Source organism: Gemmatimonadota bacterium, from assembly GCA_009841265.1.
GTDB lineage: Bacteria > JAAXHH01 > JAAXHH01 > JAAXHH01 > JAAXHH01 > JAAXHH01.
Window position 1 is genome coordinate 445,704 of the sequence record VXMB01000007.1, and the last position, 24,013, is coordinate 469,716.

24 protein-coding genes are annotated in these 24,013 nt (G+C 61.4%); 14 read left to right on the forward strand and 10 right to left on the reverse strand.

Annotation, left to right across the window (positions count from 1 at the left end; translation table 11 throughout):
- Positions 1-31: 31 nt before the first annotated feature.
- Both F4X08_03700 and F4X08_03705 read right to left on the reverse strand, forming a co-directional pair.
- Positions 32-1,153 (reverse strand): outer membrane beta-barrel protein, encoded by a 1,122-nt coding sequence (locus F4X08_03700; protein ID MYD24903.1) that lies wholly within the window; start codon positions 1,151-1,153, stop codon positions 32-34.
- Positions 1,134-2,354 carry a carboxylate-amine ligase gene (locus F4X08_03705; GenBank protein MYD24904.1) on the reverse strand — a complete coding sequence of 407 codons (1,221 nt, stop codon included), beginning with the start codon at positions 2,352-2,354 and terminating at the stop codon, positions 1,134-1,136. Before F4X08_03705 ends, F4X08_03700 begins: the two co-directional genes overlap by 20 nt.
- A gap of 509 nt (positions 2,355-2,863) precedes the next feature.
- Between F4X08_03705 and F4X08_03710 the strand changes: the two genes are divergently transcribed.
- Positions 2,864-3,427: a hypothetical protein gene (locus tag F4X08_03710; protein MYD24905.1), complete on the forward strand. Its 564-nt coding sequence runs from the start codon at positions 2,864-2,866 to the stop codon at positions 3,425-3,427.
- A 128-nt stretch (positions 3,428-3,555) separates the two neighbouring features.
- Here F4X08_03710 and dnaK read toward each other — a convergent pair whose 3' ends face one another.
- Positions 3,556-5,526, reverse strand: a complete 1,971-nt coding sequence (gene dnaK, locus F4X08_03715) for a molecular chaperone DnaK (GenBank protein ID MYD24906.1) — start codon at positions 5,524-5,526, stop codon at positions 3,556-3,558.
- A 168-nt stretch (positions 5,527-5,694) separates the two neighbouring features.
- On the reverse strand, positions 5,695-6,117 hold the full coding sequence (locus F4X08_03720; protein MYD24907.1) for an Hsp20/alpha crystallin family protein: 423 nt from the start codon (positions 6,115-6,117) through the stop codon (positions 5,695-5,697).
- Between the two features lie 389 nt (positions 6,118-6,506).
- On the opposite strand from F4X08_03720, the gene F4X08_03725 reads away from it, so the two are divergent.
- Positions 6,507-7,373, forward strand: coding sequence for a sigma-70 family RNA polymerase sigma factor (locus tag F4X08_03725; protein ID MYD24908.1), 867 nt, complete (start codon positions 6,507-6,509; stop codon positions 7,371-7,373).
- Between the two features lie 219 nt (positions 7,374-7,592).
- Here F4X08_03725 and F4X08_03730 read toward each other — a convergent pair whose 3' ends face one another.
- Both F4X08_03730 and F4X08_03735 read right to left on the reverse strand, forming a co-directional pair.
- Positions 7,593-8,645: a hypothetical protein gene (locus F4X08_03730; protein ID MYD24909.1), complete on the reverse strand. Its 1,053-nt coding sequence runs from the start codon at positions 8,643-8,645 to the stop codon at positions 7,593-7,595.
- 96 nt (positions 8,646-8,741) lie between these two features.
- Positions 8,742-9,344, reverse strand: a complete 603-nt coding sequence (locus F4X08_03735; protein ID MYD24910.1) for a DUF255 domain-containing protein — start codon at positions 9,342-9,344, stop codon at positions 8,742-8,744.
- Positions 9,345-9,622: 278 nt separating this feature from the next.
- Between F4X08_03735 and F4X08_03740 the strand changes: the two genes are divergently transcribed.
- The 3 genes from F4X08_03740 (at position 9,623) to F4X08_03750 (ending at position 12,347) form a co-directional block, all read left to right on the forward strand.
- On the forward strand, positions 9,623-10,936 hold the full coding sequence (locus tag F4X08_03740) for an aminotransferase class III-fold pyridoxal phosphate-dependent enzyme (protein ID MYD24911.1): 1,314 nt from the start codon (positions 9,623-9,625) through the stop codon (positions 10,934-10,936).
- 83 nt (positions 10,937-11,019) lie between these two features.
- Positions 11,020-11,538, forward strand: coding sequence for a thiol peroxidase (locus F4X08_03745; GenBank protein ID MYD24912.1), 519 nt, complete (start codon positions 11,020-11,022; stop codon positions 11,536-11,538).
- Between the two features lie 122 nt (positions 11,539-11,660).
- The gene (locus F4X08_03750) at positions 11,661-12,347 is read left to right on the forward strand and encodes a metal-dependent hydrolase (GenBank protein ID MYD24913.1); all 687 of its coding nucleotides are present in this window, start codon (positions 11,661-11,663) and stop codon (positions 12,345-12,347) included.
- A 6-nt stretch (positions 12,348-12,353) separates the two neighbouring features.
- Here the strand turns inward: F4X08_03750 and F4X08_03755 are convergent, their stop codons facing one another.
- Both F4X08_03755 and F4X08_03760 read right to left on the reverse strand, forming a co-directional pair.
- Positions 12,354-13,190 carry a class I SAM-dependent methyltransferase gene (locus F4X08_03755; protein MYD24914.1) on the reverse strand — a complete coding sequence of 279 codons (837 nt, stop codon included), beginning with the start codon at positions 13,188-13,190 and terminating at the stop codon, positions 12,354-12,356.
- 44 nt (positions 13,191-13,234) lie between these two features.
- On the reverse strand, positions 13,235-14,062 hold the full coding sequence (locus F4X08_03760) for a hypothetical protein (GenBank protein ID MYD24915.1): 828 nt from the start codon (positions 14,060-14,062) through the stop codon (positions 13,235-13,237).
- A 275-nt stretch (positions 14,063-14,337) separates the two neighbouring features.
- On the opposite strand from F4X08_03760, the gene F4X08_03765 reads away from it, so the two are divergent.
- A complete protein-coding gene (locus F4X08_03765) occupies positions 14,338-15,639 on the forward strand; it encodes an ammonium transporter (GenBank protein MYD24916.1) in 1,302 nt (433 codons plus the stop codon).
- A 77-nt stretch (positions 15,640-15,716) separates the two neighbouring features.
- Complete coding sequence (locus F4X08_03770; protein MYD24917.1) at positions 15,717-16,061, forward strand: P-II family nitrogen regulator; 345 nt, start codon at positions 15,717-15,719, stop codon at positions 16,059-16,061.
- Positions 16,062-16,063: 2 nt separating this feature from the next.
- Here the strand turns inward: F4X08_03770 and F4X08_03775 are convergent, their stop codons facing one another.
- Positions 16,064-16,852: a phytanoyl-CoA dioxygenase family protein gene (locus tag F4X08_03775; protein ID MYD24918.1), complete on the reverse strand. Its 789-nt coding sequence runs from the start codon at positions 16,850-16,852 to the stop codon at positions 16,064-16,066.
- Positions 16,853-17,117: 265 nt separating this feature from the next.
- Here F4X08_03775 and F4X08_03780 point away from each other — a divergent pair, with 265 nt between their 5' ends.
- From F4X08_03780 to F4X08_03810, 7 genes are all read left to right on the forward strand, one after another.
- Positions 17,118-17,573, forward strand: coding sequence for a hypothetical protein (locus tag F4X08_03780; GenBank protein ID MYD24919.1), 456 nt, complete (start codon positions 17,118-17,120; stop codon positions 17,571-17,573).
- Positions 17,574-17,661: 88 nt separating this feature from the next.
- Entirely contained in the window at positions 17,662-19,041 is a 1,380-nt protein-coding gene (locus tag F4X08_03785; GenBank protein MYD24920.1) for an extracellular solute-binding protein, read from the forward strand.
- A gap of 10 nt (positions 19,042-19,051) precedes the next feature.
- Positions 19,052-19,981, forward strand: coding sequence for a sugar ABC transporter permease (locus F4X08_03790; GenBank protein MYD24921.1), 930 nt, complete (start codon positions 19,052-19,054; stop codon positions 19,979-19,981).
- Positions 19,982-19,990: 9 nt separating this feature from the next.
- Positions 19,991-20,836, forward strand: coding sequence for a carbohydrate ABC transporter permease (locus F4X08_03795; protein ID MYD24922.1), 846 nt, complete (start codon positions 19,991-19,993; stop codon positions 20,834-20,836).
- A 72-nt stretch (positions 20,837-20,908) separates the two neighbouring features.
- Positions 20,909-22,084: an ABC transporter ATP-binding protein gene (locus tag F4X08_03800; GenBank protein MYD24923.1), complete on the forward strand. Its 1,176-nt coding sequence runs from the start codon at positions 20,909-20,911 to the stop codon at positions 22,082-22,084.
- A gap of 69 nt (positions 22,085-22,153) precedes the next feature.
- Positions 22,154-22,573 (forward strand): hypothetical protein, encoded by a 420-nt coding sequence (locus F4X08_03805; protein MYD24924.1) that lies wholly within the window; start codon positions 22,154-22,156, stop codon positions 22,571-22,573.
- Positions 22,492-23,067, forward strand: coding sequence for a hypothetical protein (locus F4X08_03810; GenBank protein ID MYD24925.1), 576 nt, complete (start codon positions 22,492-22,494; stop codon positions 23,065-23,067). Before F4X08_03805 ends, F4X08_03810 begins: the two co-directional genes overlap by 82 nt.
- Positions 23,068-23,162: 95 nt before the next feature.
- Here F4X08_03810 and F4X08_03815 read toward each other — a convergent pair whose 3' ends face one another.
- Complete coding sequence (locus F4X08_03815) at positions 23,163-23,990, reverse strand: SDR family oxidoreductase (protein MYD24926.1); 828 nt, start codon at positions 23,988-23,990, stop codon at positions 23,163-23,165.
- Positions 23,991-24,013: the final 23 nt, after the last annotated feature.

Consider the following 24,013-nt stretch of genomic DNA (forward strand, 5'->3'; position numbering starts at 1 on the left):
TGAAGTAGCTGTTCGCCATGCTCCGACCGAATCAGAAACTGTACATCATGTTCAGACTGACGCCGACCATCGAAAGCTCGTCGGTCGAAATGCCATACATGACGTCGAATCCCCGGCCCACGGACGAGGCGTGGCTCCGGAGCTGCGTCCACATTTCTTCGTCGTCGAATTCGCTGAACTTTGACCAGCGAACCTTTGCCCCGATCCCCAGGTTACCGCTGAGGGCGTAATCCACGCCCACGACCGCCTGGTAGGCGGCCAGGAGATCGTTCATCTTGTGCCGGCCGATGGTCGTGGTCCCGGCGAGCCGCGCTTTACGTTCCGGATGGAGGAAGGTCGAGATCGCGGCCGGGTCGTCATTGCGCTTGAATCGTCCGTAGTAGTCGAGCGAAGTGCTGGAAAGCCCCACGCCGACCCCGATGTAGGGTGTGTAAGGCGAATTGCTCTTGAACTCGTAATACACATTGGCAAAGATGCTGTGCGAAAGCAGATCTTCCAATCCGCCGTCGATGATTTCGAGTTCCTGTTGCTGCTTCTCCTGGGTCACGGCATCCAGGATCTGACCGTCGCCCTCGCCGCGTGTATAGGTCGTGGTCCGGTAGAGGTATTCACCCTCGAACCGCAGGCTATTCCAGACATAGCCCAGGGCCAGCACGCTCTGCACGCCATCGCCCGCTCCGACTTCGTGCGTCCACTCCGCGGGTGGCGGCGCGCTCGCGCATTCATCCGGGCGCGTCTCGGCGAGCCCCGGATTGGACAGCTTGTCGCAACGGGTCCCCCAGTCATTGTCCCTGGCATGGACGGTCAGGCCTGGGGCCACCGCGAAACCCAGGTTGGTCCGCAGGTACCAGCCGTCCTGCGACAAGGCCTGCGCCGATGCCGAAGTGGAGGTCTGCGCGGATACCGGCGTGGTTACCTGAGCGGATGCGCGTCCGGTGATAGCCGCTACGACCAGGCACAGGGTCAGAACCCCGATTCTGTGTATCATGATGCGGTCTCCTTTTGATTCGGGGAGAGGATCCCCGGATGAAGACATGCTCTCCGGTTGAGGAGGCGCTCTTCTGCAGAAGTAGTGCGCTCTGGTTGAAGCGGCGTGCTCCAGTCCGGTCGCGAAGTACGCAGTAGTCCCACCGTTACGCCGCGGTCGGCGCATCCAGGCCGCTTCCCGTTTCCTCGACCACGAGATCCACCACAGCCCGCAGGGCTTCCGCTTCCGTGTCCCCTTCGAGGCGGCGCAACCGGTAGTGGTCAATCTGGCGGTCCGATCCGGTACCGTACCGGATGAGGTCGAGAATGTGGCGCAGTTGGTCCTCGCACTCCATGGCGCGCGCGTCTTCGGACAGTGTTTCGACCAGGGCTTCGGCGTACTCGTCGATATCGAGCCGGCCCGACCCTTCAGTGTCCCCCAGGAACGCGACCACGCCGTACCGCTGGGCGAGCCAGCAGTTCTCCTTGATCAGTTCCGTCGGCGGTTCCGTCGGCAGCCGGCCTTCCATGTCCAGGCGAAGCAGGTACCGAACGAGACAGGTGTATAGCGCCACGACACACATGGCGTCGTCCACGGTCTGGCAGATGTCGCAGATGCGCAGTTCCAGGGTGGGAAATGCCCGGGAGGGCCGGATGTCCCACCAAAGCTCGCTGCTGTCCTTGATGAACTCCATCCGCTGGTAGTCTTCGACCAGTTTCTCGAATTCCTCCCAGGAGTGCAGCGGTCCGGGCAGTCCCGTGCGCGGCATGCTGCCGAAGAGGGTCAGGCGGTAGGACTTGAAGCCGGTCTCCCGCCCGCTGCTGAAGGGCGAGGAAGCGGAGAGGGCGTGGAGCAGGGGCAGATAGCGGCGCATGGCCGTCATCACCCGGACGCGGCTGCCGCCGTCCCCGAATCCCGCGTGGATGTGCATCCCGCCCACGAGCAGTTCCCGGACGGCCTGCTGGTAGGTCATGGCGAACTGTTCGTAGCGGCGTCCTGCCGTGACGACCTGGCTGTGCCAGGCCGCGAAGGGATGGGTGGAGGCCGCCAGCACCGCGGCGCCGTGCTGCGCGGCCGCGTCGATGACGAGGCGTCGGGTCTCGATGAGGGCCGAATGGACGTCCGCCACGGACGTGCAGACCCGGGTGGTGGTCTCGATCTGGGACCGGAGGAACTCGGCTACGACCTTGTGTTCCCCGCGATTCTTCTCACATTCTTCGAAGATGCGCGGGTCGGGATCGGGCAACAGGTCGCGCGTATCCGGGTCGACCAGGAAGAACTCTTCCTCGACGCCGAGTGTGATGGAGAGGGGATCTGTGGTGCTGCCTTGTGCCATGGTGCCTCCCGGGCTGGATTCCGGGGAGATTTTACATGGCGGGCAAGACATAGTCAACCGGTATCGAGTAACGCGTTCCTGGCCTCTTGCCAGTTCAATGTGGCGTCCGCGGGGTCGTGCAGACGACGCAGTCTATCAAGTTGACACTTTATAACTTATGGGCTAATTTGGTTAAGCCCAATTGGTCTCACGGACTACCCAATGTCAAAAAAGACTTCCAATAAACGTTCCACTAACGATAAATGCTCTACGAGGAAAGATCGGGCCCAACTGGTTGAGCAAAACGCCAGAAGAACGCCTCGCTGAAGTTCAACGTCTGCGCCGTCAAGTATATGGAGACAAAGTCGACGGCCCCATACAACACGTTGCTCGGATCGTCAGGCGATCCTCACGTGGCGTAGTTGTTATTCGAAGTTTACCGTCACAGTCCTCGACATCAGACGCGACAAGCTTGTTAAGACCAACTCATCAAGAACAAGCGGGCAACTGGAAGGCAAAGGGACCTGGCGGATCTGGAGACGCTTGAAGGTGAATAACGTAATCCAATAAAGGAAACCACCATGCGACGTTTATTCTTCCTGCTGGCGATGCCCTGTATGCTGGCGATGCCCTTTCTGATAGCCGGCAAAGCTCAAGCCCAGGTTTCACTTGAAATCGAGGGGCATGCGTCTTTCGCCCTGGAAGAACTGAGCAGGCTGGCGGACGGACAGGGGGTCGGCGGTCTAGTGACGGTTGTCTATCCGGTCCGGCCTTCGAGTATGTTCAATATCATCGGCAAGGCAGGCTTCAATCAATACGGCACCAAGTCTGGCGAGGTTGAGCGACGCGAAATCGTGAGAATCGTCGACTCGGTGTACCAGGGCATTCCGATCACCGCGGGCGCCAGGTTGTATTACGATCAGGACCGGTTATTCTACACCGAAGGACATCTGGGTCTGGAAATCAAGCGGGGTGACCTGGACCCATTCGACGATAAAGACCAGACTTTAACGATCCATCCAGTGCTGGCCATAGGCGCCGGATTCTCCGTCTCCCCGAGACTGGCCCTGGTCGCATCGCTCGGCTTGAGCACGGATCTGTGGAGATATGCGAATCTGGGGGTCACGTATCGTTTAAGGGAATGATTGACCGGCGAGATTATGGCACGCTGATGCGGTAGCGTGCCGCCGACTTAAAAAACGCGGGACTCACCTCGAGCCCCGCGTTTCTGTTTTTAAAAGCTAATGAACATCGGCCAGACCTGGGCTCTCCCTCAGTTCACCACCTCGTAATCCGCGTCGATGGCGCCGTCTTCCTTCTTCTTCTTCTGCGCCTGCGGATCGCCCTCCGGCTGAGCACCCGGCGGCGGACCCTGCGGACCGTCCTGCGGACCCTCGGGACCGGCCGCGCCCGCCTGCGCGGCCTGGGCGGCGGCCTGTTCGGCCTGGGCCTGCTGGTAGAGGACTTCCGCGAGCTTCTGGGAAGCCTGGGTCAGCTTCTCGGTGCCCGCCTTGATGGCCGCCGGATCGCTGCCCTCCAGTGCCGTCTTCAACTCGGCCAGGGCCGAATCGATGGCGCCGCGGTCCTCTGCGGAGAGCTTGTCGCCGTGTTCTTCCAGCGACTTCTCCGTCGAGTACACGAGCTGGTCGGCCTGGTTGCGGGCTTCCACCTCTTCCTTCTTCTTCGAATCCTCGTCGGCGTGCGCCTCGGCGTCCTTGACCATCTTGTCGATCTCGGCATCCGACAGGCCGCTGGACGCCTCAATGCGGATCTGCTGCTCCTTGCCCGTGCCCATGTCCTTGGCCGAGACGTGGAGGATGCCGTTCGCGTCGATGTCGAAGGTCACCTCGATCTGGGGCAGGCCCCGGGGCGCCGGCGGGATGCCGTCCAGGTGGAACTTGCCCAGCGTCCGGTTGTAGAGGGCCATGTCGCGCTCGCCCTGAAGGACGTGCACCTCCACCGACGGCTGGTTGTCCGCCGCGGTAGAGAAGACCTGGCTCTTCTTCGTGGGGATCGTCGTGTTCCGGTCGATGAGCCGCGTAAAGACGCCGCCCAGGGTCTCGATGCCGAGTGAAAGCGGCGTGACGTCGAGCAGGAGCACGTCCTTTACGTCGCCGGACAGCACCGCCCCCTGGATCGCCGCGCCGATTGCCACGACTTCGTCCGGGTTCACGCCCCGGTTGGGCTCCTTGCCGAAGAGTTCCTTGACGATTTCCTGCACCTTGGGCATGCGCGTCGAGCCGCCCACGAGCACCACTTCGTCGATGTCCGAGGCCGAGAGGCCCGCGTCGGATATCGCCTGCCGGCACGGCGCCACCACCCGCTGGATCAGCGGGTCCACGAGCTGTTCGAGCTGGGCCCGTGTCATGGTGCGGTTCAGGTGCTTGGGACCGGAGGCGTCCGCCGTGATGAAGGGCAGGGCCACTTCGGTCTGTCCCGCGGTCGACAACTCGCACTTGGCCTTCTCGGCCGCTTCCTTCAGCCGCTGCAGGGCCATGGCGTCGTTGCGGAGGTCGATGCCGGCCTCCTTCTGGAACTCGTCCGCCAGGAAGTCCACCAGGGCATCGTCCAGGTCGTCGCCGCCCAGGTGGGTGTCCCCGTTGGTCGCCATGACCTCGAAGACGCCGTCGCCGATTTCGAGGATCGAAATGTCGAAGGTGCCGCCGCCGAGATCGAAGACCGCGATCTTCTCGTTGCTCTTCTTGTCGAGCCCGTAGGCCAGCGACGCGGCCGTCGGCTCGTTGATGATGCGCTTGACGTCCAGGCCCGCGATGCGGCCGGCGTCCTTGGTCGCCTGGCGCTGGCTGTCGTTGAAATAGGCCGGCACGGTGATCACGGCCTCCGTGACGGTCTCGCCCAGGTAGTCCTCGGCGGTCTGCTTCATCTTCTGCAGGACCGCCGCGGAGATCTCCGGGGGCGAGTACGTCTTGTCGCTGATCTGTATGCTGACCTGGCCGTTCGACCCCGCCACCACGCTGTAGGGCATGCGGGTGCGCTCGTCGGGCACCTCTTCGAAGCGGCGACCCATGAACCGCTTGACGGAGTAGACCGTCGCGTCCGGGTTGGTCACCGCCTGCCGCTTGGCCGTCGCGCCGACAAGCCGCTCGCCGTCCTTCGAAAAGCCCACGACGGAGGAAGTGGTCCGGCTGCCTTCCGCGTTCGGCACCACGGTCGGTTCGCCGCCCTCCACCACCGCCACGCAGGAGTTGGTCGTGCCCAGGTCGATTCCAATGATCTTGCCCATGTGTTATGCTCCTTAGAAACGGGTAAAGCCCGCCTCCTCATGGAGACGAGCCGTGCCCGCTAGCTTGATGAGGCGGGTGCTCCCGCCCCGTGTTTTACCGGTCCCGCTTGGACCCGCCTGGACCCGTCCAGTCCCCCGGTTGGAGGACCGGCCGGGTTCGCCCGGATCTCAACCAACGTTGATCGGAATCTGCCTGGGCTGCGACTCCTTCGACTTCCGCAGCGTGAGGGTCATGACGCCGTCCTTGTACGTGGCGTCGATCGATTCGGTATCCACCGCGTCCGGCACCGGAAACGCGTGCTCGAACTTTCCGCGGGGCTGCTGCTCCGCGTCGCCGTTGAGACCGAAGGGACTCTTGCGCTCGCCGCTTACGGTGAGCACGCCCTTCTCCAGGCTGATCGACACGTCCTCCGAAGCCACGCCCGGTAGGTCGACCGCGACCAGAAAGGCGTCCTCGGTCTCGTGGGTGTCCACGCGAGGCGACCAGCGGGACGGGAATCCGGACCGCAGCGGGAACGGCCGAAACATGCCGTCGAGTTCGGTCCGCAGGTTATGCAGGTTCGCCAGTGGGAAAATGGTCGTCGCTCTCATGATGCTCCTCCTTTTTTAAGTTACCAACTGACCTCTTCACAATCTCTTCACAATCTCTTTGCCGCCTTTCGGAACCGAATGGCCATCCCCGGCGTACATTAGTTTAGAAACGCGGGTGATGCGGCAGTTCCGTCATCTGCAACTTAGATAGCGCAAAGACCGTGCCAGTTCGAAAGGATGCATCCGAAAGAAGGTAAGGGAAGCACCGTAAGTCGTTGAATTCGAGCTGTTTAGTTTGAATAAAAAAAACGCAAGATTTGTACGATAAAAACCGACTAATCTGATGTAAGAGCAAATAGATATGCCAAATTGGCAGAACATGACAAATTGGCATATCGCGACTGCCAACAATAAAACGCGCAACAGGGCTGGCAGGGAGGTGATACGGTATGAAACTTACCACGAAGATCCAGGTCAGAGATGACGAGTCGCTCGACCTGTACCTGAAAGAGATCGGCGATACGGAACTGCTCACGCCCGAGGATGAGGAGGAACTGGCCCGCCGCATCCGGGATGGCGACGAGAAAGCGCTGGAGACCATGATTCACGCGAACCTGCGTTTCGTCGTCGTGGTGGCCAAGCAGTACCAGAACCAGGGCCTCGCCCTTTCCGATCTGATCAGCGAGGGGAACATCGGCCTGATGAAAGCCGCGCGCCGATTCGACGAGAAGAAGGGGTTCAAGTTCATCTCCTACGCGGTCTGGTGGATCCGTCAGGCGATCCTCCACGCGCTGGCCGAGCAGGCCCGGCTGATCCGGCTGCCCGTCAACAAGATCGAGGAACTGCGCCGGATCGAACGTACCATCAAGAAGCGTGAAGCCGAAATGGCCCAGGCCGGGGACGCCTCGGGTGACGGCGGCGACGAGGGCGAAGAGCGGAGTTACGGCAAGGGCCGTCATCCCGCCCTGCCGGAATGGGCGAGCACGCCGCTTTCGCTGGACGCGCCGGTCGGCGACCAGGATGCCTATACCCTGATGGACCGGCTCCGGGACCAGGACAGCAAGATGCCGGACGATGCACTGCAGGAAGAGTTGCTGCGGACGGAGGTGAGGCGTGCGGTATCGAACCTGACCGATCGCGAGAGCGAGGTGTTGAACCTGTACTTCGGCCTGAACTCGGACCGGGCGTACACACTTGAAGAGATCGGGGTTCGATTCGGCCTGACGCGGGAACGGATCCGCCAGATCAAGCAGAAGGCCATCAACAAGCTGCGCCATACCCGCCACGGCAGCCGCCTGGCCGCCTACGCGGACTAAATGGAGCTACAAAGGAGTTAAGAAGGAGTTAAGCAGGAAGGGTCCGGTGGGCTTGGTTTATGGCCGACCGGGCTGGCCGGGCCGACCGGCGACAGACATAGCGGCCGACTGCAAAGAAACTGCGGCGTCGCGTGAACTCTTGAACGGACCTGACATGATCCGTCTGCCATTGCCCCGGCGGGAGTTTACCGGCGCCGTTTTTATGGTCTAATTTAGATGTTAAGTCTTAGAATCAGTTCTGTTGATCACTATATCTAAGTCAGTGAACTTAGAAGACAGCAATTCGGCAGCTTTTATCGCGTCTTCTGTAAACCAGTTTTTTGTCAGAGCGTATGTTTTACCATCTACCGGAAACAACTCACCATCATCAATAAAGTACCGTCTCGGTCTGTCTTCTGATATGGAAAGTAGTTTGTCCCTGTACTCATCCGGACCAACGATGCTATCAATCACATAGAATGGATTTGGCTTGAACTGTTCAATGGAAGAAATGACGTCTCCGATTGGCTTTCCTTTTAAAATGACGTATTTCGTTACATGATGTATCATTTTGCGACTGCTTAGGTTTGATATCTGATCTCCTTCTGTCGTTACCTCAAAACGTGCAGTATCCCTCGATCTCTTTCTGATCTCCCGCTCCTTCATCGTTTTCTCGCGAATTTTCACCTGATATTCCTCTGCTTCCGGCAATGGGATGACCGTTTGGATTTCGAGGAATGTACCATCCTTGCTCTCATACGGTTTCATACGTACGCAACGAATATCCAACCCAAAATCATTTAACCACATTACAGATGTACAAAGTTCCTTTGAGAACTCCGCAGAGGCGAGCACGATTCTCACATCCTGGGCGAACTCTTCTTCGCGTTGATCATCCCACCCCAGAAAATCCAACAAGCCCTCTTCCGGATTAGTCTCGTTGCCATTCTTCTGTAAGTAAGTTCCGTAAATTTCCACAAGCTTATCGAAGGTTAACGTCGAAATCATAGCTGCATATCTCAAAGCCTGTAGTTCCATGTATCCGCCATCCGTTGTAATTTTAATCTCAATTACAACCAAACTGGCGTCTTTATCGATACCCAACAGGTCAATCCGTTTTTTGCTGTCCTCCCAGTCTCTGAATTCCTCGGATACAATTAGAGTATCTGGAGAAATCGCATTGATCTGCGATTTAAGCATTTTCTGCAAATCAATTTCCTTAAGGTTCTGATCTTTGAATGTAGTCTCGTCAAATTTCACGAGTTGTTTATCTTGAATTCTGTAAATTGGCATGGAAACCTTTATGGTGCGAACTCGAAACCGTTCGGCAGTTTCGCGTCATCGCTCTTGGTTCAAAAAGCAATCTGAATTACGAATACAGTGCGGTCTTTACTGTTTTTTCTCCCGCTCCATGTACATGTCGAAGTCCATCTTCTCGTACCATCCGCCTTCGACGAAACGCAACATGGGTGCGAAGAGATCGGGGCCGTAGTATCCCCTGACGGGCAGGAGGGCACGACCTTCCGAGGTGAGAAACCACGTGGTTGGATAGCTGCTCACCCGGAACACAAGGGCCACCTGGTATTCCGTCAGGGTCTGGCCTTCGATGATCAGCGGTTGGGAGGATTCCGCATTCAGCTTCACCGGGATGAAGGATTTGCTCAGTAGCTTCAGGACGGCCTCGTCGCGGTAAGTTTTCTCGTTCATCCTTCTGCAATTTGGACACCAGTCGGTGTAGAAGTTGACGATGATGAGCTTGCCGGAGTCCTTGGCCAGCGCCAGGGCCTTGTCGAGCCGTTGCCAGTCGGGTTCGGCCGGCTTTTTCTCATTTACTTCACCAGCCGTGGCGACTGGAACGCCAATGGTCGGGCCGGCACAGATCGCCATGCAGAATATGGCCACGAGGAAGGCCGCAAAAGCGGTACCTGGTCGTCGTCCTGTGCGTCTTTTTACGGACCGCGTTTCGATTACTACTGATTGCTTGGACGGCATGGATTGGAATCCCGGATGGGTAAGTCATCGGTCATCTTGGATTCTGATATTCCTAATTGCTTAACCTACCATCTTCACTCCGAAAGTCAAGCCGAAACCCCCGCGCCGCCCCGTATAGATAGGCCTTGTCATCCCCTTCCCCTTCCTCCATATTGTAGGGATTCGGTAGACTTCAATAAGTGCAGAACGTCATTCAGTTGCAGCATAATCAACGCACTTCCGATACCCCGGTGCATCCGGCATTTTCGGTGCATGGCGGTTTCTGCGGGACGACCTTCATGACGATGCTCGAAACAACCTATCGGCAGGCCTTCGACCGGTCGGCCGCGCTGTATGAGCGTGCGCTCGAGCGGTTCCCCAACGGGGTGACCCACGACGGCCGGTTCATGCGCCCCTTCCCGGTGTACATCGACCGTGCCGAGGGATCGCGCAAGTGGTCGGTGGAGGGCCGGGAGATCATCGACTACTGGATGGGGCACGGATCCCTGATCCTGGGCCACAGTCATCCCGTGATCGTACAGGCAATCGCGGAGCAGGCGGCCCGGGGGACGCACTACGGGGCGTGTCACGAACTCGAGATCGAATGGGCGGACCTGATCCGGCAGCTCATGCCCTCCGCGGAGACGGTCCGTTTCGTTTCTTCCGGCACGGAGGCGACGCTCATGGCCATCCGGCTGGCGCGGACCTTTACGGGCCGGCGCAAGGTCATCAAGTTCCGGGGCCATTACCACGGCTGGCACGACCAGGTGCTGGACGGGGTCGGACCGGGGAACCAACAGCCCATGCCGGGCGTGTTGCGGGAGGTGTTCGATACGCTGATCAGCCTGCCGGAGGTCAACCTGGACCGCGTGGCGGACGTCCTCAGGCGCGATAACGACGTCGCTTGTCTCATCCTGGAACCGACGGGCGCCATGTTCGGCGGTGTCGAACTGTCCGACGACATCGTCCCGGGCCTGCGGGAGCTCACCGAGCGGCACGGCGTGATCTTCGTCATGGACGAGGTGGTCACGGGGTTCCGGTGCGCGCCGGGTGGGGCACAGGAGTACTACGGGGTCCGGCCGGACCTGAGCACGCTGGCCAAGATCGTAGCCGCGGGCCTGAACGGCGGCGCCCTGGTGGGTCGCGCGGACATCATGGAGTTGCTGGAGCTTCGGGACGACGCGGAGTGGCAGACCGACAAGAAGATGCTGCACTACGGGACCTTCAACGCGAACCCCCTTTCCGCAGCCGCGGGTATCGCCATGCTCAGGCGAATCGCCGATGGCCGTGACATCGCCGTGGCCAACGAACGGGCGGCGGAGCTGCGAAAGCGCATGTCGGAGGTGCTGGCCGCCAACGGGCTGGATGGCTGGCGGGTCTACGGCTCCTTCTCCGGGTTCAAGATCCTGTCGGCGGGAACGGCCACCGCGGACCGCCGGGGCGACGCGGACCTGCTGCACGTCATACGCCAGGCTTTGCTCCTGAACGGCGTGGACTGCATGGGGGTCGACGGGCTTACGTCTTCGGTCCATACCACTGAGGACGTGGAACGCACGGCCGAGGCCTTTGACGGCGCGATTTCGCTGCTTAGACGGGACGGGATAATCCCTTGACAGCATGGGGGTCGGCGCGTAGGTTGCGCCGGTGTTGAGCAAGCCGTTTCCATCCAATGAATCGAACAAGGAGAACAGACATCATGGCGACTGAAAGAGCCGGTGCGGCTACCTTTCAAGGCAATGGTTTGACCCTGGTGGGCGACGAGGTGAAGGTGGGAGACGCGGCGCCGGACTTTTCCGTGCTGGCCGACGACCTTTCGACCGTCACGCTGGCGAATTACGCAGGCAAGGTGAAAGTCATCTGCCTCGTGCCGTCCCTCGATACCCCGGTCTGCGACACCGAAATCCGCCGCTTCAACCAGGAAGCCTCAGGGCTGGGCGACAACATCGCGGTGCTGGCGGTCAGCGCGGACCTGCCCTTCGCCCAGAAGCGCTGGTGCGGCGATGCGGGCGCCGACAACGTGACGGCGCTGTCCGACCACCGCGACACTTCCCTGGGCGTGGCCTACGGCGCCGTGATCAAGGAACTGCGCCTGCTTTCGCGCGCCGTCTTCGTCATCGACGCTTCCAACACCGTGCGGTACGTGGAGTACGTGACGGAAATCACCGAGGAACCGGATTACGACGCCGCCCTGGCGGCCGCCCGCGCCGCCGTCTGAGTACGGAACAGTCAGCGCGATCCGGCCAGACCGACCGGTAAACTGCGATCCTATCCTAAGAAGCGGCCGGGGATGATACGCCACCCCGGCCGTTTTCTCATTTCCAGACGAGGTACGAATTCATGGCAGAACTCACCTATCACGCCCACGCCAGTTACTCGCTGTCGGACGGCCGCCACGACCTGCTGTTCGATCCCTTCATCACGGGCAATCCACTGGCGACGATTTCAGCGGACGCCCTGAATCCCGACTACATCCTGCTGACCCACGGGCACGGCGACCATATCGGCGACGCGGTGCCCATCGCCCGGCGCAGCGGGGCGACGATCATCGCCTCCTACGAACTGGCCAATTACTGCGAAGCCCAGGGCGCCGAGACGCACGACCTGGGGATCGGCGGTTCGTACACCTTTCCCTTCGGGCGGGTCAAGCTCACGCAGGCGACCCACAGTTCGTCGATCACCACGGACGACGGGACCATCGTGTACCTGGGCAATCCGGCGGGAATCATCGTGCTTTTCGACGGGAAGACGATCTACAACACGGGCGACACGGGGCTCTTCGGCGACATGGCCCTGATCGGCCGCCTGGAGAAGCCGGATGTGGTGATCATGCCCATCGGGGACAACTACACCATGGGGATCGACGACGCCGTGGAGGCGGTGAGGATGATCGGCGCCGGAACCGTGATCCCCGTCCACTACAACACCTTCCCGGTGATCGAGCAGGATCCGAACGAGTTCGTCGACAAGGTAAGCGACCTGGCCCGCTGCGTCGTGCTGAAGCCGGGCGAGTCGGTCCAGTTGTAGGTTGTCTCAGTCCATCCGCCGTAACCGCACGGCCATCATGGGCGGTGTTTCCCTGAAGTTCGCCCAGGACAACTCGCGGTCGGCTTCCACGCTTTCGTCGAAGGCGCGTTCCTCCAGGCCGTCCAGCACGAACCCCGCTTCGAAGCACGAGGCCAGCAGTGCGGACAGGGGCCGGTGAAAGATCAAGTTGGGCACGGGCTGACCCACGATAGCCAGTCCCTCGAAGGGCTGCGGCGTCAGATAACGGTCGATCTTGATTCCGACTTTCTGGATCATTCTCCCTTCCTGGTCTACCTGTTCCGCATACCGAACGGCGTACGGCGCCTGGAAGCACGGGTGCGTGAGGCTGAAGACGAAAACGCCGGCAGGTTTGAGAAGGCCGTGCACGGCGCCGAACATCGGTCCGACCTCGGCCATGTCCATAACGGCCATGTTGGATACCGCCGCATCGAAACAATTCGTCCCCAGTCCAACCAACTCCTTCGTATCCGTCACGTCAATCACGCGGTAGTCGATTTCGCCCGCGGTTTCGTTTTCTGATGCGCCGGTCCCATGGCCTTCCGAACGATTCCGCGCCTTTTCGATCATCCCGGCGCTTCCGTCGATCGCCGTGACCCGTGCGCCCAGCCCGGCGAGAAAACGCGAGAAGTTCCCGTTCCCGCAAGCAATGTCCAGCACTTCGTCCCCGGCTTCAACGGCCAGCAGCCGATCCATGGCGGGCCGCACCAGCAGGTTGTGGAAATCGTTGCTGTGTTCGCCCATGTAGTCGTCCCAGAACCCGGCGTTCAGGTTCCATCTACTCTGCGCGTCTTCGGCCAGTTCCGGCCAGTCTGACGTGGGCATGTCGGCTCCTTTCTACGGTCACGCGCTGATTAACGCACGGCCCGCTACTCGAACACCCGCATGGGCGGATCTTCCACCGGCAGGCCGTGTTCCGCCGCCCATGCGCGCAAGGGCACGTCGTCGCCCTCCCAGGGCTGGCAGAAGAGCTGCGCCGTGATGGGATCCATGGTTTCGAGTATCGTGTCAGGCGGCGTGGGATGCTGCTGGGCCCACCAGCGGTAAGCGTAGCTGATGAGCAGGGCCTTGGTGGTATCGCGGGTGAAGTTGACGGCGGGCGTGTGATAGGTGCTGGTGCTGAAGAGGTAGGCGTCGCCCGCCTCGAGCGCCGGCTCGATGAACTCCGGCGGGTCGAGAGCGCCCTTCTTGAAGCGCAGGGCCTCGTTCAGCCTGTGGCTGCCGGGGACGAGCATGGTCACCCCCGCGTCGGGCGAGGGAAAGTCCGTCAGGCAGTAACCCACGCGGATTGCCACAGTGCCCCGGATGGGGTGGTCGGGCGTGAAGTTGTTCAGGTCGCGGTGCCAGTTGCGGAACGAGCGGCCATCGCCATCGGGATAGAGGGGCTCGTCGGAGGCGGCCTGGGGGTACTTGTAAATGAGATGTCCCCGCATGAGGTGAATGTTGTAGGATAGCAGCTGGACGACCAGGGGTACCGTGCAGCCGTTGGTGGTGAGTTCTACCAGGGCGTCGTCCAGGGCGAGATCGATGTAGCGGTTGGCGTAATAGTTGTGTATCGGGCCCGCCGTCTCCATGAACCGGTCGCCGACGGCCACGACCCGGTTCCTCAGATCGTCGTCCAGGGCGTTCTTGACGATCAGGTAGCCGTGTTCCCGGAAGTGTTCCCGCTGCTCGGAGGTAAGGGGTGTGAACTCCATGTTGTATCCTTGGAAGATGTCGGAGGAAGTCGGATGTATACCGGCGGCATGGGCAAATATAGAAACCCGCACGCGGCCCGTCAATATCCTGCGTCCCGCGACGCTCCACACCGGGCTGCTCTACTTCGATCAACGCCGGGTGTTTTTTTTCACATTCCTTCGCAGTTTACAAGGATTTAACCTCCGGGAAATATCCCTGTAACAGATGGGGATTATATTGGAAGCTCAGTATTACATGAACGTTTCCAATCCATCACAACAGGGAGGTTTTCCGTATGTCCCTTAGCGGCATATTACGTATCACCGCGTGTCTGGCGCTTGCTGTACCCGGCGCGGCCATCGCGCAGGAAGAGGCGGCGGCTCCGGCGGCCGTGCTGAACTCCGGAGATACCGCCTGGATGCTCGTCAGCTGCGCCCTGGTGCTGCTCATGCTGCCCGGCCTGGCCATGTTCTACGGCGGGCTCACGCGCACCCGGAACGTGCTGGGCACCATGATGCACAGTTTCGCGGCCATGGGCATCATGGGCGTGCAGTGGACGATCTTCGGATTCGCCCTGGCCTTCGGCGCGAGCTCGATCATACCGGGCGTCCTCGGCTGGAGCTCTGACTACTTCCTGCTGGGCGGCGTCGATCCCGGAACCCTGTGGGACGGGACGAACATCCCCACGTACCTGTTCGCCATGTTCCAGGGCATGTTCGCCATCATCACCCCTGCCCTGATCGCCGGGGCCATTGCCGAACGTGTGAAGTTCGGCGCCTACTGCCTGCTGATCCTGCTCTGGGGTTTCGTGGTGTACGAACCCCTGTGCTACATGGTGTGGAACGCGGACGGCATGCTCTTCAAGGACGGCGCCATTGACTTCGCCGGCGGCACGGTGGTGCACATATCTTCCGGCGTGGCGGGCCTGGTGGCCGCCATGGTGCTCGGTCCCCGTCTCGGTTATCCATCCCGGGCCATGAAGCCCAACAACTTGACCATGACTCTCATCGGCGCGGGCCTGCTCTGGATCGGCTGGTTCGGCTTCAACGCCGGTTCCGCCGTGTCCGCGGGTGAAACGGCCGTCCAGGCCCTGACGGTGACCCAGATCTCCGCCGCAGCGGGGGCCGTGGGCTGGATCGTCACGGAACTGATCCACCACGGCAGGGCCTCGAGCCTCGGTATCGTATCCGGCATCCTGGCCGGCCTCGTCGCCATTACGCCGGCGGCGGGCAGCGTGACTCCGGCCTGGGCCCTGGTGTTCGGTTTCGGCGCCGCAGTGGTCTGCTTCCTGATGGTGCAGCTCAAGGGCAAGCTGGGTTACGACGATACGCTCGACGTCTTCGCCATCCACGGCATTGGCGGCATGTTCGGCGCCCTGCTCGTCGGCCTGGTCGCCACCGACGTCGGCGGCTGGTCGCAGTTCCTGATCCAGATCAAGGGCGTGGTCATTGCCATCGCGCTGTCGGCCGTCGGTACGGGCGTCCTCGTGTGGTTGATCGACCGGACGATCGGGCTCCGCGCCACGGACGAGGATCAGCTGGTCGGCCTGGACCACTCCCAGCACGGGGAGGACGGTTACGGACTGACTCACCTGTAGTCGACCACGCTGAGGTCACGGACCGGGAACAGGCCCGAATCTATCATTAGACCATTACTTCAGGAGTCGTCAGACCTATGAAACTAATCGTAGCCATCATCAGACCGGAGAAGCTCGACGACGTCCGGAACGCGCTCGACGAGAAAGGCATCCCCGGCATGACCCTGTCCAGGGTGTCGGGGCATGGCCGCACCGCCCATCGCACGGGGCTTTACCGGGGCCAGGAGATCGACATTCCCCTCGCGGCCAAGATACGCATGGAAATCGCCGTCACCAACGATCAGAAGGACGAGATCGTGGACGTGATCTGGAAGGCCGCCAGGTCGGGCGGCGACCGGACGGGAGACGGCAAGATATTCGTCGTGCCCGTGGAAGAAAGCGTCCGCATCAGCAGTGGGGAACGCGGCGAGGACGCGGTGTAGGCCTACAACGCCTCGGCCCGCGCCCTGAGTTCGTCTATACCCTCTGCCATGGCCCGCAGGCGCGGGCTATCTGACTGCATGATCCGTTCGTGGGGCTCCAGGGTGTAGGGACTGAACCGCTTGATGGACGCCAGGTGGGCGTCCGAAGTGGGACGGGCCGCGTACTTGAGGGCGACATATCGCCTGCGCCCGGCTTTGCCATAGACGGCGTGGTAGAGACTCTGGTTGAATACGACCGCGTCGCCCGGATCCGTCTCGACGGGATGACAGGGCACTTCGCTGCCCGGAGATCCGAAGAAGGCGGGATCGTCGAGTCCATGCCGCTGCTGGAACGGGGCAAGTTCTTCGTGGAAGGGAGACCGGTGCGATCCGGGTATGAAGCGCAGTGCTCCCCCGTCCTTCCGCATGGGATCCAGGTACATCATGATCTTGATGCGCAGGTAGCCGAGTTCCTGCGGCCCGGGCCGGTCCGCGTGCCAGTGGTGGAAGGGCCGCCGGGTCATGGTGCCCTGTACGCCTTCCGACCCCGACCAGATCATGTCCTGGCCGAGCAGTTGCAGCATGGGCGTATATAATCGGTCGTCCTCGATCATCGGCAGGGCGGCCGGGTGCAACTCGAGGAACGGCGCGATGGACACGTGCTCGTCCTCCGAGGGCTGATGTCCCAGCTCCGCCGTCCATATCACGTCCGCCAGGCGTCCCAGTTCTTCGGTTTCCTCCACATTCAACACCTGCCTGAGCACGATAAATCCGAACACCCTGAAATGATGGATCTGGTCTTCTGTCAGCATGGCGGGAACCCTGCCTGAAGGTGGTTTACGTGGTCGTGTGATGGCACAATAAGGTCTTGTAAAAAAGCCGTATCCTTAATAACATGGGTGCATTGCGAACCGCAAGACTAATTCAACTGGATACGTAACCGGCGCGGCGCGACCCGCTCATGAGTGGCCCGACTGACTCAAGCGCGGCGCCACCGGTCGATGTGCGACCTGCCCCTGCGCGCCCGCCTTGCACGGTGTGGCCAACCTGTGCGCTGCCAACCTGACACAGGATCAAATGACCATGGCCCTCACAGAAGGCAAGACCGTAAACGGCAAGAAGGACGGCTACTGGATTACCTATTACGCTAACGGTAATAAGCGGTCCGAAGGCTACTTCCGCATGGGCGTGAAGGACGGGAACTGGATCCAGTACCACAGCAACGGAAACAAGAAGAGCGAAGGACGGTTCAAGAACGGCCTCAACGAGGGCTGGTACGTCTGCTGGCACGAGAACGGAACCAGGCAGTGGGAAGGCGATTACGGTCCCCACGTGGGGAAGTCCTACGACGGCAAGAAAGAGGGCCGTTGGATGTGCTACTCGGCGAAGGACGGCGAGACCGTGTGGCGCACCATCGAGTACAAGCACGGCACGCGAACGAAACCCGACGAGTATCCCCTCGGATCGTGTTCCTCATGCGGAGATCCCATCCACGATCTCGATACCGATCGGTGTCCAGTCTGTTCGGGGTGATAGGGGGCCTCGTGTCTACTCGTGCCAGTTGGCCGCTCCTACCCCCCGGCCGCATCGCGCGGTTTTCATCTGAAGGGATCGACCGCCCGTGAAATCCTGGATGACGCGCCGCGCATTCCTCCAGTCGTCGACCGCCGCGGGCCTGGGCCTGGCGGCCGGCTGCAACCCGGCGCCGGCGCCCGGCGTCATCTTCAAAGGCTGGGTCTACGAACCCGACCTGGTCCGGGAGAACCTGGACTACTTCGAACGGCAGACCGGCATTCGGGTGGACTACAACGCGGTGTCGGGCAACTACCACGACAAGATGGTGGCGCTGCACGTGGGCGGCGCACCCATGGAATGTTGCTACGTCCGCGACGACGACTTCGCCGAGTGGGTAGAGGCCGGCTGGTTGCGTCCCTGCGATGACCTCCTGGCCGCGGATCCCGATACGTCGGCGACGACCGCGGATCTCTTCCCCTACAACCTCTCGTCCATGACCTACGGCGGCAAACGCTACGGGTTGCCGTACTATACCGACTTCAACATCTGGATCTACAACGCGCCCATGCTCGAAGCGGCGGGGTTCGACACCCCGGCCCGCACGCTGGACGAGCTGACCGAGCAGGCCATCAAGGTCCGGGAAGCGCGGGTCCGCACGCCGGCCGGGGACGTCATCGAGTACCCGATCATGCTGAACTTCCGGCAGAGCGTGCTCGGATTCCTTGACTGGTGGACGCTGAACTACGCCAGCGAGGCGACGCTGTTCGACGATGACCTTAACCCCACCTTTCCGGACGACGAGGACCGCCGGGCCGAGACCATCCTGCAGTGGCTCACCGACGGCATCCACCGTCACCGCATCATCTCCCCCTCGTCGCTCACCGCGGGACAGATGCGCGACCACGTGGCCAGCGGCCGGCAGGTCTACGGCATCCTCAACAAGTACGACCTGGAGTACGTGAACAACCGCCGGAACTCGGCGGCCGCGGACGATGAGCTGAAGCGGAGGGGATCCGACGCGCAGCACGCGAAGGTGTACCGGATGGCGCCGGTGCCGTCGATCTCGGCGGAACAGCACGGCACGCTGGGCTGGACGCGCATGTACTGCCTGACCTCGAGATGCCGAGAAGACCGGATGCAGGACGCGTGGGCGCTGATGAAGTTCCTGGGCGCGAGGGATGCGGAAGGGGAGTACTACACGGCGCGGCGATGGTTCCGCCTGCGGGGACTGGGCTTCGCCTACCGGTCGCTGCTGGACGATCCCGACATCGTCGCCCAGACGGAGCAGTGGGGCGAGATCGACAAGGTCCGAGAGCAGTCCCGCCACGTCCGGCCGCGGGAGAACATCAAGGCGCCCTGGTTCCCCGATTTCAAGATCTACTACCAGCCGGAAATCCAGAAGATCCTCCTGAGACAATTGACCGCCCGGGACGGCCTCGCCCGGATCGCAGGGCGGTGTCGCCAGTTGATCGCGGAATGGAGCTGAGCACGCAGATATGACCGTACTGAGACCTTCCCTTCTCATGACGAGGACGCGGGACTTCCTGCCCCTGGTGCTGAACCTGCCGGCGGTGATCCTGCTCCTCGCCTTCATCGCCTATCCCATCGGCATCTCCTTCTGGATGAGCCTGCACCGGTACAACCTGCGACGGCCCGACCAGGTGTACTTCCACGGCCTGGAGAACTACGCGACCATCCTCGCGAGTCCCGAGTTCTGGAACGCCCTGTGGATCTCGCTGTACTTCACCTTCATGGCCGTCCTCCTGGTCATCGTGATCGCCATGGCCATCGCCCTGCTGCTCCACGAGTCCTTCCGTGGCCGCGGCGTCGTGCGCGCCCTGCTGCTCATCCCCTGGGCCATCCCGGGCGTGGTCAACGGCCTGATGTGGGTGGGGCTGCTCGGGGACTACGGCGCCTTCAACGCCATGCTGGAGGACACGGTCGCCGCCGTCAACTACCTGTTTGGTCTAAACATTGTGTATACAGGCATGGCCTCGCCCTTCGTCGCGCTGAACGCCGCCATCGGCGCCCACGTGTGGCGGAGCGTGCCCTTCGCCTGCATCATCTTCCTGGCGGCGATCCAGGCCATTCCGACGGAACAGTACCGGGCCGCCCGGGTGGACGGCGCCACGTCGTGGAACCGCTTCCGGTTCATCACCTTGCCCTGGCTGTACCACGCCGTGCTCGTCGTTGCCATCTTCGAGACCATGAACGGCTTCCGGGCCTTCGACCTGATCTACGCGCTCACGGGCGGCGGGCCCGGAGACGCGACCCACGTCATCGCCTGGCAGACCTACAAGGAGGCCTTCGCCCGCCTCGATTTCGGCGGGGCCAACGCCTATTCCTACCTCATCACGCTGATTACCATGACCCTGGCCATCATCTACATCCGGCTGCTATATCGCCGCGGACTCGTTCAGGGATAGGGGACTATCATGTGGCGACGCGCCTCGCTCTACATCTATGCTCTGGCGGCCGTGATCTACCTGACCCTGCCCTTCGCCTGGGTGGCGGCCGTCAGCTTCATGCCCGAGCGCGAGGTGACGCAGCAGCGCTGGTGGCCCGAGGAGCCCACCATCGGCAACTACAGCCTCTATTTCGACGTGGAAGGCCGGACGGCGGACGTGGGCGCCGCCATCGCCCGGCAGTTTCCCCGCGCCATCGTCAACAGCCTGATCATCGGGACCGCGGTGATGCTCCTGAACCTGACCTGCGGCTCCCTGGCGGCCTACGCCCTGTCGCGCCTGCCGTTCCGGGGCAACCTGCTGCTCCTGCTGTTCTATCTCGGTTCGCGGAGCGTGCCCGGCGTGGCCATCATGATCCCCATGTACCTGCTGATGCGGAGCTACGGACTCCTGGACACGCACCTGTCGGTGATCCTGTCCCATACGACCTTTACCCTGCCCTTCACCATCTGGATCCTGAAGGGCTATTTCCAGACCGTGCCCCTGGACCTGGAACGGGCCGCGCGGGTCGACGGATGCACGCCGCTGGGCGCGTTGCTGCGGGTGTTTCTGCCGGTGACGACGCCGGGATTGGTCGCCGTGGGCATCTTTGCCTTCATCGCGTCCTGGGGCGAGTTCCTCTTCGCCCTGCTCTTTACCACCACCATCGCCTCCCGGCCGGTGACGGTGCTGGCATCGGATTTCGCCCAGGAATTGCAGGTGCCCTTCACCGTCATCGCCGCGGGCGGCGTGCTGGTCATTCTCCTGCCCCTGGTCCTGTCCTTCCTCTTCCAGCGGCTCATCATACAGGGTATCGGCGGATCGGTGACGGGGTAGGCAAGCGATTGGATAGTCAGATGGTCAGATGATCCCGCGGCCGGTTCATCGTTTAATTGAGGAGCAACTCCATTGGCACGAGTCCGGTTGAAAAACCTTACGAAACACTTCGGCGACGTGGTGGCCGTGGACGACGTGACGCTCGACATCGCCGACCGCGAGTTCCTGACGCTCCTGGGCCCCTCGGGCTGCGGCAAGACCACCCTGCTCAACATGATCGCCGGGCTGGAATCGCCCACGGCGGGCGAGGTGTGGTTCGACGACCGGAACGTGACGGCCGTGCCGCCCGAGCGCCGGGACATCGCCATGGTTTTCCAGACCTACGCCCTCTATCCCCATATGAGCGTCTTCGACAACGTGGCCTTCGGACTCAAGATGCGCGGCGTGCCCGCGGAGGATCGAAAGCGACTCGTGCTGGCAGCGTCAAAGACCATGGAGATCGAACACCTGCTGGACCGCAAGCCCCGGGCGCTGAGCGGCGGGCAGCGGCAGCGGGTCGCCCTGGCTCGCGCCATCGTCCGCGATCCGGGCGTGTTCCTCCTCGACGAACCGCTGTCCAACCTGGACGCGCAGCTTCGCGTGGTAATGCGAACGGAATTGAAGCGCCTCCACGGCGAGCTCGAAATGACCTTCGTCTACGTCACCCACGACCAGGCCGAATCGCTCATCCTCTCCGACCGGATCGTAGTCATGAAGGAGGGGCAGATCCAGCAGATCGGCACCCCCGAGTCCATCTACGACAGCCCCGCCAACACCTTCGTTGCCGGGTTCGTGGGGAGCCCGCCCATCAACCTGCTTAAGGGCACGCTGAAACAATCGGCCGGTGGCGCCTGGCAGGTAGTCGGCGAGGGGTACGCTTGTGATGTGGCTGCGTCGATGGTTGAGCGCATGGAACCGCCGGAAGGGCAGGAGGTATTTCTGGGTGTTCGGGCCGAGGATATCGAGGTCGGTGAGGTGACGGCTGCGGGATCGGCCTGCGAGGCGCAGGATGCGGAGACTGCGGTAGCACCGACGCCTGATTCCGAGTCGGAAAACACCCGGTCCGTGGCTCGTGCGTCCGTCGTCGTGCGCGAACCCATGGGCAGCGACCTCTACCTGACGGTTGACGTCGGGGGCAACAACGTCAAGGTACGCACCCGGCCGGACGTTCGTTTCGACCGGGGCGACAGCGTGGACCTCACCTTCGATCCGGAGAAGATACACCTGTTCGACGGGGAGAGCGGAACGTCGTTGACACTTGAAATTTAAATCAGGGAAGTCCGGCCAAGCGTTCTTTCGCACGTATTCTGATCCCTGTCCGAAATCACGAGGTGAAAAATGACGGCAACATCACAGCGCATATTGGTAGTACTGGCATGGGCTTGTGCAGGTTGCTGGCTGATCTATTGCCTGATGCTCAGGAGCCAGTTGCCCGCTGACATGGCCATTCAGTTCAGCCTGGACGGCGATCCGAACCTGTGGCTGGGGCGCGAGATGTTTATATTGATAACCGTCCTGTTGATCGCTGTCGATGCCGGAATCTTCCATCGCATGGTCAGCCAGGTCGGTGACGCATTAACTTCAGTGGTTGTTTACGTTTTCTTTTTGTTCTACGGGGGTGTGATCGGTGTATTCTGGGAGGTCCTGGCGTTTAATCTGAGTAATTCACCCATCCAATGGATGTGGATCGGTACATTCGCTGTCGTATCGGGTCTGATTACCCTGGTGGTCGATATGGCGGGGAGGATGTCAAAATGAGATTCGGCGCGCCGTGGAGTACGTCTGTAAAATGGATTACAGGAATAACGGTTACTTTTCTGGCTATCCTGGTGATCTTTGGGATATCCCAGATGGAGGAGATAGGATCCGGGTCCAGCATCCTGCTTGCCCTGCTCACTGTCGTTTTACCTGCTTTGGTACTAGTCTTGTCGGCATGCTGGATGATCCGGGGTTTTGTGTTATCCGGCGATTCGCTGTTGATCCAGCGCTTGGGATGGCAATCGAGGCTGGACTTGACGGAATTGGTGTCCGCAGAGGCGGATCCGGAGGCGATGGATAAATCTCTCAGGACTTGGGGGAACGGCGGGATATTTTGCTTCTGTGGCCGGTTCCGGAATACGAAGTTGGGCGCCTATCGCGTTTACGCAACAGACCCGAAGCGGTCCGTTGTGCTGAAGTTTAATGACCGGTCTGTCGTAGTTACCCCGGACCGGCCGGATGATTTTATCGCCAGCATCAGTGAGCGGACATGACTGTAGGAAATCGGTGTCGGCTCCGTATCCGACTGCCGGCTTCGTATCCGACTGTCGGCTCCGCATCCGACCCATCACGTCGCTTCATTTAATCCTCAATACTTCTGCTCATCCGGTGCGTTCGGCTGGCCCGGATGGGATCCGCCCGCGTTCTTGGCCGTGTTCCCGCCGTCCAGCGGCATCAGCGCCCCGGTGACCCAGCTAGAGGCGTCGGAGGCGAGGAAGATAGCCAGTCCCTGGATGTCTTCCGATTTACCCAGGCGGCCGATGGGGATGCCCCGCAGGTAGGTGTCGCCCAGCTTGGCGTCGGCGTCGATGCGCTTGCTCAGGCCTTCGTTCATGATCTGGGCGCATACGATGGCGTTGACGCGCACGCCCTTGCTGCTCCACTCCGTGCTCATCTCCCGCGTCATCTGGGCCACGCCGCCCATGGCGATGCTGTAGGACATGTGGCCGCGGCCGAGGGCCGACAGCCCGGCGATGGACACGATGTTGATGATGCTGCCCCGTCCGGCCGCGATCATGCGCTTCGCGCCTTCCTGGCAGCAGACGTACCTTCCGACGACCAGGGTGTTCAGGGTCTGTATGAGCCCGGCTTCGGTGATTTCCAGCGGCAGTTGGTTGATGCCGCCCTCCCCGGCGATATTGGCCAGTACGTCGAGGTGTCCGTAGGTTTCGTCCAGCCTGCCGAACATCTTGCGGATCTGCGCGCCGTTGGAGACGTCGCATACCACCGGCTCTGCGCGCCGGCCCCGACGTTCGATCTCCTTAGCCGTATCCTGCATGCCTTCTTCATTGATATCGGCCAGCATGAGATCCGCGCCCGCTTCGGCATAGGCGATGGACGTCGCCCTGCCCATGCCGGCGGCTGCGCCGGAGACCAGGGCCACCCGTCCGCTCAGGTCGAATAATGGATGAGACATTGCCACTCCTCCTTTGCATTTGA